We start from the raw sequence: 13,678 nt of genomic DNA on the forward strand, positions 1-13,678 counted from the left end.
AACTCAGCGGACGATGTCGGCGGCGAGCACTTCTTCCAGCGCGGCGAGGTCGCCGGACTGGGCGGCGGCGACGAACGTCCGTACGAGGCGCCGGTGCGCGATGGTGCTCACCTGGTGGCGTCGCCCGGTGGCGAGGTGGTTGCGGGCGCGTCGCAGGAGTTGCCGCGCATGGTCTTCGCCGAGGTGGAGGAGCTCGGAGATCTGGCGGTAGGGGTAGTCGAAGGCCGTGCGCAGGAGATAGACGGCTCGTTCGGCGGGTGTCAGCCTCTCCAGCAGCAGCCGGATCGCGGTGCCGACCGCCTCTCGTCGTTCGGCCGCCGTCTCGGGCCCGGCGGAGAGGTCAGCCGTCTCGGGGAGCCAGGAGCCGGCGGAGGTCTCTCGGCGCCTGCGGGCGGACCGGGCGACATTGATGGCGAGCCTCGTGGTGGTCAGCGCGAGGAACGCCGGCGGGCTGACGACGACCGACCGATCGGCACGGGCCCAACGCAGCCATGTCTCCTGCACCACGTCCTCGGCTTCGCCCACGTCCTGCAGGACGCGCAGACCGATCGTGAGAAGCCGGGGCGCGGCGCTGACGAACGCCGGATCGTCTCCGTCCCCATGTGTGATCGACCGGTCATGGGTCTGCTCTGCGTGGCCTTCGCACGACTCCAAGAGGCTCATGGTCACGATGGCGGCTCCGTTCGACAGCTGGCATCCGGTGATGCCACTGCGATCACGGTCGCCGCGCGTGCTGCTCCATCGCGCCCTGGGAACACCGTGGTCGGTACCCTGGCCCGCACCGTGGCGGGCGTCGGGGCAGCGGAGGCGCTTCGGACAGCGGGATGCTCCGCGACCACCCGGCTCACCCTGCGGCCGGTGTCACCAGCAGATTGCTGGGCTTAATGGCAGAACGGTAGGTTACGTCTCCATCTAGGATGTAGCGCCGGTTTCTCCCCATGTTCAGCGGTCATGGGGCAACGAACAGATGATCGTCGGGGGCAGTGCCATGGCAAGCAGAGGTCCCGGGTCGCAACTTCGCGGGCGGCAACCAGAGTGCGAGACGCTGGATCAGCTCGTGGCGACGGTGCAGGACGGCCACAGCTCGGTCCTGGTTCTGCGCGGCGAGGCCGGCATCGGCAAGACGGCGCTGCTGGAGTACGCGCGGGACAGCGCGTCCGGCTGCCGGATCAGCAGAGCGACCGGCGTGGAATCCGAGATGGAGCTGGCCTTCGGCGGGCTGCATCAGCTGTGCTCCCCGTTCCTGGAGCATCTGGGTCGCCTGCCGGGCCCGCAACGCGACGCGCTCGGGACGGCGTTCGGCCTGAGCGCGGGAACTCCTCCGGACCGCTTCCTGGTCGGGCTCGCGGTGCTCAGCCTGCTCGCCGACGTGGCCGAGAAAGGGCCGCTGGTCTGCCTCGTCGATGACGCGCAGTGGCTCGACCAGGTCTCCGCGCAGACCCTCGCCTTCGTCGCGCGGCGCCTGCTCGCGGAGCCGATCGGGCTGGTGTTCGCGGTGCGCGAGCACCACCTCGGACCGGAGCTGAAAGGGCTGCCCCAGCTCGACGTGGGACGGTTGAGCGACAGCGACGCCCGCGCCCTGCTGGACTCCGTGACTCCTGGACGACTCGACGAGCAGGTCCGGGACCGGATCGTCGTCGAGACGCAGGGAAACCCGCTGGCCCTGCTCGAACTGCCCCGGGGGCTGGCGCCGGCGGAGCTGGCGGGTGGATTCGGGCGGCCCGACGCGCGACCGCTGGCCAGTCAGATCGAGCAGGGCTTCCTGCGGCGGGTCCGGGCGTTGCCGGCCGAGACACAGCGGCTGCTGCTCATCGCGGCGGCCGAGCCGGTCGGGGATGTGACCCTGCTGACTCGCGCGGCGGAGTTGCTGGGCATCGACGTGTCCGCCGCGTCGCCGGCCGAGGCGGCGGGGCTGATCGCCATCGGTACGCGGGTGCGTTTCCGCCATCCCCTCATGCGCTCGGCGGCCTACCGCGTCGCGTCCCCGCAGGACCGGCAGGACGTCCACCGCGCGCTGGCCGACGCGACCGATCCCCGAGCGGACCCCGATCGCCGGGCGTGGCACCTCGCCAACGCGACGGCCGGCCCCGACGAGACGGTGGCCGCCGAGTTGGAGCGCTCGGCCGATCGGGCGCAGGCGCGCGGCGGAGTCGCCGCGGCGGCGGCGTTCCACGAGCGGGCAGCCGAGCTGACCCCCGATCCCGGGCGCCGCGGCGCCCGGGCCTTGGCGGCGGCACGGGCCAAGTACCAGGCCGGCGGGTACGACGCCGCGCTCGAACTGCTGGACGCAGCCGAACTCAGCACTCTGGACGAACGCGAACTCGCCCAGGCGGACCTGCTGCGCGGTCAGATCGCGTTCGCCTCCAGGAGCGCCGGTTCCGCCTTCCCGCTGCTGCTCAGAGCCGGTGAGCGCCTGGCGCCGCTGGACGCCGGGCTGGCCCGCGAGACCTACCGCGACACGTTGAACGCGGCCATGAACGCGGGCCGGCTGCCGAGCGGCGCCCAGGTGGTGGACATCGCCGAGGCGCTGCTCGCCGCACCGCCGGGGCCGCCGCCGGAGCGCAACGACCTGCTCCTGAACGGCGTGGGCGTGGCGCTCACCGACGGTTCCGCCGCGGGCGTGCCGATGGTGCTGCGGGCCCTGGAGTCCTTCCGCGCCGAAGGGGTCTCCAGGGAACAGGGCCTTGGCTGGCTGCCGTTCGCGTCCCGGATGGCCCATAACGTCTGGGACTTCGACAGTTGGTCGGTGCTCTCCGCGAGACTGGTCGATCTGGCACGCGAGGCGGGCGCACTGTCGGTGCTGCCCTCAGCCCTCCACATGCTCGTGTCGAACAGGGTCCTCGCCGGTGAGTTCGCCCTGGCCGACGCGCTGGTCGCCGAGGCGGTGACGATCGGCGAGGTGACGGGCAGCCGCTACCTGGCCCAGTACGCGGCCCTGATACTCGAGCCGTGGAGAGGACGAGAGGCCGCGACACGTCAGGTGAGCGCAGCGATCATGCGGGACCTGGCCATTCAAGGGGAAGGCAAGGTGGTGACCGCCACCCAATGGGCGAGCGCGGTGCTCTGCAACGGCCTCGGCCGGTACGAGGAGGCGTACGTCGCCGCCGAGCGAGCCTTCGAGCACCCGCAGGAGCTCGGCGGGACGGCCATCAGGTCCACGGTCGAACTCGTCGAGGCCGCCGTCCGGAGCGGGAGGCCCGCTCGGGCGGCCGAGGTCGCCTGGCGCCTCGACGAGATGGCCCGAGCCAGCGGCACCGACTGGGCCCTCGGGACCTCGGCGTGCGTACGGGCCCAGGTGAGCGACGGAGCGGACGCCGACGTTCTCTACCGCGAGGCGATCGAGCGGCTCGGCCGCACCGAGGTCCGGACGACGCTCGCCCGCACCCGGCTGCTCTACGGCGAGTGGCTGCGCCGGGAGAACCGCCGCCTCGACGCACGCGAGCAGCTGGGCATCGCATACGAGCTGCTCGGCGACATGGGGGCCGAGGCGTTCGCGGAACGCGCCCGGCGCGAGCTCCAGGCCACCGGTGAGACGGTACGCAAGCGCACCGTCGAGGCACGCGCCACTCTCACCGCCCAGGAGGCGCAGATAGCGCGCCTGGCCGGCGACGGGCTGACGAACCCCGAGATCGGCGCTCAGCTCTTCATCAGCCCGCACACCGTCGAATGGCACCTGCGCAAGGTCTTCGCGAAGCTCGGCATCACGTCACGCAAGCAGATCCGCACCACGCTGCTCGAAGGCGCGGCGCTCACGGCCTGAGGATCCGCGGCCCGCCGTCGTCCGCGAGCGGGATGGTGATGTGACGAGCGTCATGTCACGAGCGGCCTCCCGCACTTTGTCTCTGTAACGACGGTCCATGAGTCACCGCCGGGCCAACGGCGCGATGGTCGTCGATTCGAGAGACGATGCGGGAGAAGAGATGTTCGTCAAGAAGAGGTTGCTCATCGCGGCCGTGTCGCTGATCGCCTCCGCCGGTGGAATGACGGCGCCGGCCTCGGCCGACGACGGCGGCGCCTCGATCAGCTCCTGGGGCTTCCCCGGTGAGGGGTCCGACTGGCAGCCGGTGACCTACGCCGGCGGGCAGATCACCAGCAGGTCCACTCCAGGAGAGGCGCGCGACGACCGCGGCAACATCCTGCACGCCTGGCGCGGCGCGGACAACGACTCCATCTGGATCTCGTTGAACAACGGGCCCGCGTACTCGCTGCCCAACGCGCAGACATGGACGCCTCCGCGGGTGATCTGGACCGATGACGGGGGCCGCGGCAACTTCCGGATCTTCCACACCGGCACCGAGGGCCACGTCTACCAGCACCGCGTCCAGCTCAGCCCGAGCTACCAGCTACCCGCCACCCTGCCCAGCTGGACCAGGATCCCCAACGACACGCGCACCACCGACACCGAGCCCGTGGCGGCTGCCGCGCTCCCCGGCAACTCCTTCATGCTCGCCTGGAACAGCCAGTCCACCGACGACATCTGGACGATGTACTACAACGGCGACACCGGCACCTACAGCTCGCCCAGCGTCGTGCCGGGCGCGCGGAGCAAGGACGCGCCGGGACTGGCCGCCCAGGTGGGCACCAGCGCCGACCCCGCTCCCTGGAACCAGGTCGTGCTCGCCTTCACGGGCACCGACAACTACGTGTACATGTCGCGGCAGCGGTACGGGACCGGCAACTGGACGAATCCGTTCCGGGTCTATGCGACAGGCACCCCGGGCTACACGAGGAACGGCCCGTCCGTCGCGCTCTCCCGAAGCGGCTACGGCGTCATCACCATCACCGAGGACCGTGACAACACCATCGGCAGTTACATGATCTCGCGCGACGGCGGGTGGAGCGGCTACTACGAGGAGAACAGCTTCGCGCTCTCACCCGGCAGAACCCCGCTGGCCGTGGTGGCCGGTACCGATCTCTACTACGTCATCAACGGTTCGGCCGGCGGCAAGAGCGGCGTGCTGTGGAAGAAGGTCTACGACTTCGCGGCGATGCCCACGCCGTCGGCCCCGCAGTGGTGAAGCCGGCGAACGCTCAGCCGGATGACGTCATCGCCACCGACGCCGGATCCCGGCGTCCGCGTCCTTCTCGGAGAGATCACGTGAGAATGGTCCGACCAGCGGCGGCCATGGTGTGCGTCCTGCTGCTCTCGTTGTCGTCGCCGGGCATCACCTCGGCGGCGTGGGGGGCGTCCGCCTCCCCGACGTCCGTGACCGCACCTGCCACGGCGGAGGACCCGCCGTGGGCCGGGCCTGGAGCGTTCGGCCCTGACCTGAGTCACACCAACCGCACAGCCCCGCCGGCCGGTCTGCCGGACTGGTCACGAGCCGGGTACCGAGGCGGCCAGGAACTGCCTGAGGGCGATACGGATCTGACCGACGACGCCTCCTGCCGTATCTCGCCGGGAGAGCTCGCCTCCTCCTACGGGGTGACGGCGGACGACGGGACCGACGACACCGCCGGACTGCAGAAGGCGATCGACCACATCAAGAGCGACTGCTCGCCGAACGCCAACTTCAACCGGCTCTCGCTCATCGAGCTACCGGCAGGCCGGATCGACATCACCCGGCAGATCTACGTAGATGCCAGCTTTCTGATCGTACGGGGCAAGGGCTCCGGCGACGGCGGCACCCGGCTGGTGTTCAGGCCCGGCCTCCAGACCCGCTACGACCAGGTGATCAACGGCCGGTGGGACCAGGAGAGCATGATTGCCGGCACCGCCCCCGACATCGGCAACGGTGGCTGGATCTGGCCCGGGCGTGGCATGTTCCGGGTGCAGACCCGGGAGGTGGCGACCCGGTACAAGGACGACTGGGAGCTGGCCTCCAGCCTGCCCATGCGCAAGGACCTCTACGAGGGCAGCGTCAACCAGCACTGGGCCTCCGGCTTCAAGGTGGCCGCCGCGGCCGATGACCCGGGCTTACCCTTCGGGTGCGGGGACGCAGCCCGGCAGCAGTCGCCTCAAGACCAAGACGTTCGCCCGGTCCGAGCAGAGCGCGCACAATTTCCGGTTCCTGGCCGCCGGTGACGACCCGGGACACTATCGCGTCCTGCACAGCCTCACGCGTACCTATCTGGGCCAGGAATCCGGACTCGGCGACGCGCCGGTGATTCTCCAGGGCTCCGACGAGGGCGACTCCCAGCTGTGGCGATTGCTCGACATGGGAGACGGCACCTGGATATTGCTGAACAAGGCCACCGGCCAGGCGTTGACCGCCCTGGATCGCGCTGACGGCGAAGAACTGGTGGGTCGTGACCTCGCCGACGAATTCGATCCCGACCAACGCTGGTTCCTCCAGGACGCCGAGAACGAGGCGCTGGACGTCGATGAGATCGTCACCGGCGCGGGATCGGCCATGACCGTACAGGACTCCGATCCGGAACCGGGCACGCCGGTGGCGCTCGAACCCGACAGCGACGATTCCGAAGAAGAATTCATGCCCATATACGCCGACAAGACCGAGGATTATTACTGCTATTACCTGGTCCACAAGGGACTGTATGTCAATTCGACGGCCACCAACCCCGCGGTCGGCGACGGCAACCTGCTCACGCTGAACGAATTCCGTCCCAATGACGGCGGCTACATGTTCTGCACCCCGCCGGCCGACAGGCACGCCTCGCAACTGACGGCGGTGGGCCAGTACGACGCGCAGGGCCGCTTCCTCAACCTCGGCGCTGTCGGCCCGGGTCTGCTGGCGCTCAGCGCGTCCTACGGGCTCACCTGGAACTGGAAAGCCATCGCAAGCTGACCGCCGGCGGCATCGCGCCTGCCGATCACCACACCAGATCACGACCCATGACGACCCCCTTCGCCGGGCCGCGGAAACGGCCCCGCAATGCCGTACGCGCGCCCCGGCGAAGGCCCGGCATCTTCGTTTCTCGCCATGCCCCGGCGCGGGAGCGTGATCACAACGAGCAGTCCCGCTCCCGGTGCTCGTCGAGCGCGCGGAGCACGTCGGCGCATGCCTGCGCGAAACCGGCCAGCCGCTCGGGGCCCAGCACGTCGATGAACAGGGCGTGCACCAGCTCGGTGTGCTCGGGGACGGCCTTGTCGATCGCCGCGTAGCCCTTGTCGGTGAGCCGCACGTCGGGATAGCGACGGTCGTCGGTGTCCACCCGCTCGACCAGCCCGCGCTGCGCCATCCGGGTGAGCTGGTGGGACAGGCGGCTCTTCTCCCACTGGGTCGCGGCGGCCACCTCGGCGACGGGCATCTCCCGCCGCTCCGACTCCGTGAGCCGGACCAGGACCTCGAAGTCGGCCGCGGACAGGTCGCACTCGCGCTGCAGGTGCTGCTGCAGGTGTGAGCCGAGGTGCTTGGCCATTTCGATGTACGTGCGCCACATCCGGTCGGCCTCGCCGAGGTCCTGCTCCCATCCCATGACACTCACTCTACCGGTTGCTTGACGTATCAACCTGGCGCTGTATGGTGGCCTGGTTGATACATCAACCTGAGCACATGAGGGGACCGTTTCTGTGAGCGAGCAGCAGATCATCGCCGTGGTGGGCGCGACCGGAGCGCAAGGAGGCGGGCTGGTCCGCGCGATCCTCGACGACCGCAGTGAGCGGTTCGCCGCGCGGGCCCTGACCCGGGACCCGGGTTCGGCGCGGGCCAAGGAGCTGGCCGCTCTGGGGGCCGAGGTCGTGGGGGCCGATCTCGACGACGCGGGCAGCCTGCGCAGGGCGTTCGACGGCGCCCACGGCGCCTTCGTGGTGACCAACTTCTGGGAGCCGCGCACGCCCGAGGAGGAGCGAGCACGGCCCGCGACCATCAAGGAGCAGGAGCAGGCCGGCAACGCCGCGCGGGCGGGCCGGGAGGCCGGCGTCCGGCATTTCGTCTGGTCCACGTTGTCCGACACCCGCGGCTACTTCCGTCCGGACGACGGGACGCCGAGCTTCGAGGGCACGTACAAGGTGCCGCACGCCGACGGCAAGGCCGAGGCCGACCGGTTCTTCCTGGAGTCGGGCGTGCCCACCACCTTCCTGCAGGCGAACGTCTACTACGAGGCCTTCCGGGACATGTTCGCGCCCCGGCGTGACGAGACGGGCGCGCTGGTGCTGCCGCTCGGGTTCGGCGAGGCGGGGGTGGCCGCGCAGGCCGCGGAGGACGTCGGCAGGACCGCGCTGGGGATCTTCCGCCAGGGGAACGGGATGGCCGGCAGGCGGGTGAGCGTCGCCGGGGCCGTGCTCACCGGCGCGCAGTACGCCGCCGCGCTGAGCCTGGCGCTCGGGGAGCCCGTCACGTACCAGGCGGTCAGCCCCGACATGATCCGGGCCGCGGGGTTCCCGGGCGCGGGCGAGGTCGGCAACATGCTCCAGTACCTGATCGCGGCCGCCCCCGACATCGCCGAGCTCATCGACTTCGACCTGCTGCGTGAACTCAATCCGCGACTGCAGACGTTCGACGCGTGGCTGGCCACTCACCGGGACACCATCCCGCACTGACCGGCGCCCGCCCCTCCCCGCCCGCGGCCGCCCCGGCATTCGGGGCCACCACAAGATCGAGAGCCACCCTGTCCGCGCATGCGACCCGGCGAGCCACGGCGATGCGGATCAGGGCCGTGAAGCCGCCGGGCGAGGCGTCGGCCATAGCCTACGGACAGAGCCTTGGATCGAGAGTAGTCGAACGATTACCATAAGTGAGGAAATTCACTGTCTCCGAAGGGGGCTCACATGCAGGCATTCCGCCGAACCCTCACCCTTTCCATGGCGGCGGTTTCAGCGGGCACGCTTCTCACGGCCGCCTCACCCGCCGGCGCCACGGCGACCAGTTCCGGGTTCTGACGGCACGTTACGGGGCGCACGAGCACGCACCGAGCACGCACCGAGCACGCACCGAGCACGCACCGAGCACGCCCGCGGCCATCCTGCCGACCACGACAGGCCATCGTCTCTCACATCAGGTCGGAAATTTGGCAGACAGCCTCGGCTGCAGCCTTCACGGACCACTCATATGCGGCTTGAACTGCATGGATGGAGTTCTCGGCAGCCGCAGAACCGATCATCTCGGCGACCGACATGGGAGGGGGTGGCCGTGCGTCACCATGCTGCGGTCACGGTCGACCGCCATGGAGACCCTCACCGGCGAATGCCATTGCCCGAAGCGCCGCGACCTGGACAGGTCGACCGCTTCGTGCTCCTCCAGAGTGCGCCGGCAGAAGTCGCCGTAGTCGTCGTCGCCGAACCTGGCGGCCGGCGACGTGCGCAGGGCCGGCCGGCTCGTCGCGGTGGTCGCCCGTCTGCGTAGCCACCAGTGTTCGGGCACCTATCCTTGCTTGCATGGGTGACGTACTGAAGGGGCGAGGTTGCGCGTGGGAGTTCGAGGACGGTGGGCTGCGCATTACGCCTGAGCCGGGTAAGGCGTCGAAACTGAGCATGGAGCTCGGAGAGCGGTTCGTGCCGTACGACGCGCTGGCCGATGTCATGCTGGAGCCTGGTGCACGCGGCAGGGTGGTGTTGCGGGTGGTTCCCCGGGAGGGAGCCGATCCGGTCATGTCCGCGGCAACGGGGCAGCTCCAGGAGTCGCTCGATCCGTACCGGCTGGTGCTGCCCGCCGCCACGAAGACGCTGGCCGACCAGTATGCCAACGAGGTGCGCGCGGCCCTGTCCCAGCGCGGTCCGGCTGAGCGGTTCCTGATCGCCGGTCCTTCGGTGCCGCGTCGTTTCAAGGCATGGGACGGTGAGGCCGCCTTCGACGGGCAGGCTGTCACCTTCACCTGGTTCGCGTCCGGAGCTTCCCCGGCCAAGTACACGGCAGGTGACCGGCGTTACCCGATCACCGAGATCGAGGGCGTCGAGTGGAATGCACTGGAGGACGCTCGCGGGTCATTGCGGTTGCGCATCCGTGGGCACCAGGCCCTCTCCAACCCCAACAACGATCCCGCCTCCGTGGTGTTCGGCATTGGCTGGGGAGCCACGCATCACTCCCTGCCCTTCGCCGCCGCCGTGCTGGCCGCCGTACAAGCTCCCATGATCGAACAGGTCACGGCGGAAGGCTGAACTGCTGTCCCGTATGTGACTTTGTGCGCGTTGGCGCCTTGGAACTCACGGCACCCGACGGCACGCTTTCGTCCGGGAAGAACCGCACCATCAGCACGGCATCCGCTCGGAAATACGGTTTCGTACTGTGAGCTGGAGTTTTGCTGCATGATCAGGGCAGCGACTGCGACCATCGCGAGGTGTGCCGCTCGAATATTAAGTTTCGTGGGCTGAGCTGTGATTAAGCGGCGTGGTGGTATTCGCTCATCACGCCTGCGACGACGAGCCTTCGGCGGATGGATCGCAGGCCATTGAGTTCGGTTACGTCGCGGGCGGACTGCGTTGCGGTGTCTGGCGGCCGTTGGCGCCGGGACTGGTGCGGCCGGTGCCCCTTGTAGTGGTTCAGGTACTCGCGGAGCACGAGGGCCAGATGGCGTTCGCTGAGGATCAGCATCCGGCCCAGGAGTTCGCGGCGCAGGGCGCCGATGGCCCGCTCGCAAATGGCGTTCATCCTCGGCGTCTGCGGCAGTGTGGTGATGGTCCGCAGCCCATTGGCTGTGAAAACCTCCCGAAGGGCGACGGTGAAGAGCGGGTCCCGATCGTGGATCAAGAATCGTGGCCTGGCGATGCGCTCCCCAGATCCATGACCAAGTTGCGGGCCTGCTGCACCGTCCACGCCCCAGTCGGATGCGCGGTCACCCCTGTCCGGTGCCAGAACTGACTGCAGCGGGTCTGACCTGGTCTTCTAGGCTTGCCTCTCGTGCTGTTTCGCCTTCTGTATCTGCTGGTGGTCAGGGTGTTCGGCTGGCTGGTGCTGCTCGCACGGGGCAGTGCCTCCAAAGAGGGCTGTTACCCGCTCGTCTTCGACCGCATCGCAGCGTAACGCCCGGCACGCTGCTGGCCTGGCATCGCAGGCTGGTCAAGAAGAAGTGGACCTACCCCGCCAAACAGGGCCGGCCCCCGATCGCTGAAGAGATCCGCGATCTGATCGTCCGATTGGCTCGGGAGAATCCACGCTGGTGACATCGGCGCATCCAGGGTGAGCTCCTCGCTCTTGGCTACAGGGTGGGGAGAGGGGACGGTCCGCCGGATCCTGGCGGCGGCGGGATCGGGGCCCGCGCCACGCCGGGCTTCACCGACCTGGCGCCAGTTCCTCATCTCTCAAGCCTCCGGCATCCTGGCATGCGACCTTCTCCACATCGATACGGTGTTCCTCAAGCGCCTGCACGTGTTGTTCGTCATGGAGATCGAAACACGGCGCGTGCACATCCTCGGTGCCACGGCAAATCCAACCGGCGCCTGGACGGCGCAGCAGGCACGCAATCTGCTGATGGGACTGGGCGAGCGAGCCGACAGGTTCCGGTTCCCGATCCGGGACAGGAACGGCAAGTTCGGCAGAGCATTCGACGAGGTGCTCATCGGCGCGGACGTGCGCGTCCTGAAGATTCCGCCGCGCTCGCCACGGGCGAACGCGTTCGCCGAGCGAGTCGTCGGCACACTTCGACGCGAATGCCTCGACCACCTGATCATCTATGGTGAACGGCACCTGCGTACAGTTCTGGCTGCCTATGAACGCCATTTCAACCAGCATCGCCCGCATCAGAGCCGTTCGCTCCGCCCGCCGACGCACGACCCCAGCGAAGTGATCGACATGACCACCCGAATCCACCATCGAAGGAGTGTCACCGGACTGATCAGCGAGTACCACAGAGTAGCCTGACCGCCTTGCAAATGCCGCAGCTCAGCAACAGCATCGGCGTTTTGGCACCGCACAGGCGCTCGAAGCTACTCAGAGCCGATCCGTTGCGGATCGACGCGTCGTCAGCGGCGCACCTGTTCGTTCATGATGAGGAACGCGCCCAGCCCGTGGAAGTCGTTGACCGGCCTGGCCCGGCCGAAGTAATAGCCCAGGGAGTCGCTCGCGTTGGTCCCCTCGCTGATGTCCGCGATGTTGGTCCGGCCGTCGCCGCCCACCGACAGCGTGGCCAGCACACCCTGGTATCCGCGGTCGGCGTTGACCTGGTAGGAGGCGTCCACGTACCCGCGTTCGACCGACTTGGAGATCGTGTACGTGTACATCGCCGAGCAGGACGTCTCGGTCCAGTTGGCGGCGTTCGACGGCTCGGTGACCACCTGCCACCAGCGGCCGGTCACCGGATCCTGCCAGCGAGCGTAGGCCGGGACCAGGTCGCGCAGGATGCCGACGAGCGCCGCCCGGCGCGGATGGGTGGCCGGGACGAGGTCCAGCACGTCGACGACGGCCATGCCGAACCAGCCCATCGCCCGGCACCAGGAGACGCCGTTCGTGTTGCCGATCGACGGTTTGACCCACGGCGCGGTCAGGCCGCCGGGCTCGTCGTAGGCGTGGTACAGCAGTCCGGCCGCCGTCCCGTCCGTTCGACGCAGGTGACTCCAGTACACCTCGAGCTGCCTGGCCGGTTCCGCGCCGGTGAAGGAGTCGGCCTCGACCCAGGATCCGTATCTGGCCAGGAACGGGTCGACCATGTACACGCCGTCGCCCCAGAGCTGTCCCTGACGTGAGTCGGAGGTCGAGTGCCACCAGCCGCCGTCGGAGGTGCGCGGGTAGGTGTTCAACCTGGTTCTGATCTTGGCGGCGGCGGTCCGGTAACGGGCCTGGCCGGTCTCCCGGTACAGGGCCAGCAGGACGTTGCCCGCCTGCATGCTGTCCAGATTGTTGAAGCTCTGGGAGATGCCGCCGGAGGCGTCCACGAACCGGTCGGCCCAGTCCTTGATGTAGCTCAGGTAGCGAGGTTCGCCGGTGCGCCGCCACACCAGGTATTGGGCCCAAAGGTACAGGCCGCGGGTGTAGCTCCAGCCGCCCAGCGTGCCCGGCGTGTACCTGGCCATGGTCGAGTCGACCACGGCGCGGGACCAGTCAATGGTCGGGGCGTCGTCGTCCACTGTCAGCGAGTCGAGGTTCGGCCCGCCCGCTGCGGTGGCGGCGGCGGCCCGTACAGTGTTCGTGCCGGCGTCGAGCGAGGCCCGGACGGTCGCGGTCCGCCAAGTCGTCCAGGCGCCGGTGCCGGGAAACGACTGGGACACGGCGACGCCGTTGACCGTGATGGTCATCGACCGGTCGGTGGTCGTGCCGTTGGCGAAGCGGAAGACCAGGGCATGCGCCCCACCCCCCACGGCATTGACCTGGAACTCCACGGACGAGCCCACGGCGTTGTCGTAGTTGACGAACCCGGTCCCGGTGTACCCGGCATGGTCGGAGTCGACCGTCCCTTGTGAGATCGTCGCGTCCTCCGCCTCGTACAGGGTGGCGGTGAGGGCCACGGCCGCGGGGACGGGCGGGATGAGCAGTAATCCCGTCGCGACGAGAGCGACCGCACGATGTCGGTTTCTGAGCGGCATGATCTTGTCCTCCTGTCGAACGGCGGCGAGCACAGGTCCGATCTCATGCCTGCTTCACCCATACATCTCCGGCAAATATCTGTCCACATCCGTTTGCACATCGGATGTATCGCGGCAACCCCCACCGCGAGAGTTAGGAAAGTTTCCTAAACTTGGATCGTTCCAAGATTGTTTATCTGTTGACGGGTGTGACTCCTTGTGGGAACACGATGAGGAGCCGCTAACCCCTCAGGAGCCACCCGATGAACCTGTGGAAGTCCCGGTTGTGCGTCCTCGCGCTGGTCGCGGGCATGCTGGCCGTACCCGCCGGCCCAGCCGACGCCG

At 68.8% G+C, this 13,678-nt stretch carries 13 protein-coding genes; 8 read left to right on the forward strand and 5 right to left on the reverse strand.

Annotated features, from left to right (window positions below):
• Positions 1 to 3: 3 nt before the first annotated feature.
• Positions 4 to 663: a sigma-70 family RNA polymerase sigma factor gene (locus tag AB0J97_RS39970; protein WP_364099094.1), complete on the reverse strand. Its 660-nt coding sequence runs from the start codon at positions 661 to 663 to the stop codon at positions 4 to 6.
• Positions 664 to 988: 325 nt separating this feature from the next.
• On the opposite strand from AB0J97_RS39970, the gene AB0J97_RS39975 reads away from it, so the two are divergent.
• The 4 genes from AB0J97_RS39975 to AB0J97_RS39990 all read left to right on the forward strand — a co-directional run bounded on the left by AB0J97_RS39975 (position 989) and on the right by AB0J97_RS39990 (position 6,749).
• Complete coding sequence (locus AB0J97_RS39975; protein WP_364099058.1) at positions 989 to 3,760, forward strand: AAA family ATPase; 2,772 nt, start codon at positions 989 to 991, stop codon at positions 3,758 to 3,760.
• Positions 3,761 to 3,920: 160 nt separating this feature from the next.
• The gene (locus AB0J97_RS39980; protein ID WP_364099061.1) at positions 3,921 to 5,018 is read left to right on the forward strand and encodes a hypothetical protein; all 1,098 of its coding nucleotides are present in this window, start codon (positions 3,921 to 3,923) and stop codon (positions 5,016 to 5,018) included.
• An 86-nt stretch (positions 5,019 to 5,104) separates the two neighbouring features.
• On the forward strand, positions 5,105 to 6,025 hold the full coding sequence (locus tag AB0J97_RS39985; protein WP_364099064.1) for a hypothetical protein: 921 nt from the start codon (positions 5,105 to 5,107) through the stop codon (positions 6,023 to 6,025).
• On the forward strand, positions 5,907 to 6,749 hold the full coding sequence (locus tag AB0J97_RS39990; RefSeq protein ID WP_364099067.1) for an RICIN domain-containing protein: 843 nt from the start codon (positions 5,907 to 5,909) through the stop codon (positions 6,747 to 6,749). The genes AB0J97_RS39985 and AB0J97_RS39990 overlap by 119 nt, the downstream gene beginning before the upstream one ends.
• A 157-nt stretch (positions 6,750 to 6,906) precedes the next feature.
• Here the strand turns inward: AB0J97_RS39990 and AB0J97_RS39995 are convergent, their stop codons facing one another.
• Positions 6,907 to 7,380, reverse strand: a complete 474-nt coding sequence (locus AB0J97_RS39995; RefSeq protein ID WP_364099070.1) for a MarR family transcriptional regulator — start codon at positions 7,378 to 7,380, stop codon at positions 6,907 to 6,909.
• A 94-nt stretch (positions 7,381 to 7,474) separates the two neighbouring features.
• Here AB0J97_RS39995 and AB0J97_RS40000 point away from each other — a divergent pair, with 94 nt between their 5' ends.
• Positions 7,475 to 8,443 (forward strand): NmrA/HSCARG family protein, encoded by a 969-nt coding sequence (locus tag AB0J97_RS40000; RefSeq protein WP_364099073.1) that lies wholly within the window; start codon positions 7,475 to 7,477, stop codon positions 8,441 to 8,443.
• A 556-nt stretch (positions 8,444 to 8,999) separates the two neighbouring features.
• Here the strand turns inward: AB0J97_RS40000 and AB0J97_RS40005 are convergent.
• Positions 9,000 to 9,263: a hypothetical protein gene (locus tag AB0J97_RS40005; RefSeq protein ID WP_364099076.1), complete on the reverse strand. Its 264-nt coding sequence runs from the start codon at positions 9,261 to 9,263 to the stop codon at positions 9,000 to 9,002.
• Positions 9,264 to 9,277: 14 nt separating this feature from the next.
• Between AB0J97_RS40005 and AB0J97_RS40010 the strand changes: the two genes are divergently transcribed.
• Positions 9,278 to 9,997: a DUF4429 domain-containing protein gene (locus AB0J97_RS40010; RefSeq protein WP_364099079.1), complete on the forward strand. Its 720-nt coding sequence runs from the start codon at positions 9,278 to 9,280 to the stop codon at positions 9,995 to 9,997.
• A gap of 220 nt (positions 9,998 to 10,217) precedes the next feature.
• On the opposite strand, the gene AB0J97_RS40015 is transcribed toward AB0J97_RS40010, so the two are convergent.
• Entirely contained in the window at positions 10,218 to 10,586 is a 369-nt protein-coding gene (locus AB0J97_RS40015) for an integrase core domain-containing protein (RefSeq protein WP_364099082.1), read from the reverse strand.
• Positions 10,587 to 10,736: 150 nt separating this feature from the next.
• Here AB0J97_RS40015 and AB0J97_RS40020 point away from each other — a divergent pair, with 150 nt between their 5' ends.
• Positions 10,737 to 10,859, forward strand: coding sequence for a hypothetical protein (locus tag AB0J97_RS40020; RefSeq protein WP_364099085.1), 123 nt, complete (start codon positions 10,737 to 10,739; stop codon positions 10,857 to 10,859).
• 156 nt (positions 10,860 to 11,015) lie between these two features.
• A complete protein-coding gene (locus AB0J97_RS40025) occupies positions 11,016 to 11,696 on the forward strand; it encodes an integrase core domain-containing protein (protein ID WP_364099088.1) in 681 nt (226 codons plus the stop codon).
• A 101-nt stretch (positions 11,697 to 11,797) separates the two neighbouring features.
• Here AB0J97_RS40025 and AB0J97_RS40030 read toward each other — a convergent pair whose 3' ends face one another.
• The gene (locus AB0J97_RS40030; protein WP_364099091.1) at positions 11,798 to 13,354 is read right to left on the reverse strand and encodes a glycoside hydrolase family 88 protein; all 1,557 of its coding nucleotides are present in this window, start codon (positions 13,352 to 13,354) and stop codon (positions 11,798 to 11,800) included.
• Between the last annotated feature and the right edge of the window lie 324 nt (positions 13,355 to 13,678).

Origin of the sequence: Nonomuraea sp. NPDC049607, from assembly GCF_040675375.1 — a bacterium.
In the GTDB taxonomy this organism is placed as follows: domain Bacteria; phylum Actinomycetota; class Actinomycetes; order Streptosporangiales; family Streptosporangiaceae; genus Nonomuraea.

Excerpts from the sequence above, each read along its gene's own strand:
- AB0J97_RS39980 (WP_364099061.1), top strand. The coding sequence starts at position 3,921 with ATGTTCGTCAAGAAGAGGTTGCTCATCGCGGCCGTGTCGCTGATCGCC.
- AB0J97_RS39990 (WP_364099067.1), top strand. The coding sequence starts at position 5,907 with ATGACCCGGGCTTACCCTTCGGGTGCGGGGACGCAGCCCGGCAGCAGT.
- AB0J97_RS39985 (WP_364099064.1), top strand. The coding sequence starts at position 5,105 with ATGGTCCGACCAGCGGCGGCCATGGTGTGCGTCCTGCTGCTCTCGTTG.
- AB0J97_RS39995 (WP_364099070.1), bottom strand. The coding sequence starts at position 7,380 with ATGGGATGGGAGCAGGACCTCGGCGAGGCCGACCGGATGTGGCGCACG.
- AB0J97_RS39970 (WP_364099094.1), bottom strand. The coding sequence starts at position 663 with ATGAGCCTCTTGGAGTCGTGCGAAGGCCACGCAGAGCAGACCCATGAC.
- AB0J97_RS40030 (WP_364099091.1), bottom strand. The coding sequence starts at position 13,354 with ATGCCGCTCAGAAACCGACATCGTGCGGTCGCTCTCGTCGCGACGGGA.
- AB0J97_RS39975 (WP_364099058.1), top strand. The coding sequence starts at position 989 with ATGGCAAGCAGAGGTCCCGGGTCGCAACTTCGCGGGCGGCAACCAGAG.
- AB0J97_RS40010 (WP_364099079.1), top strand. The coding sequence starts at position 9,278 with ATGGGTGACGTACTGAAGGGGCGAGGTTGCGCGTGGGAGTTCGAGGAC.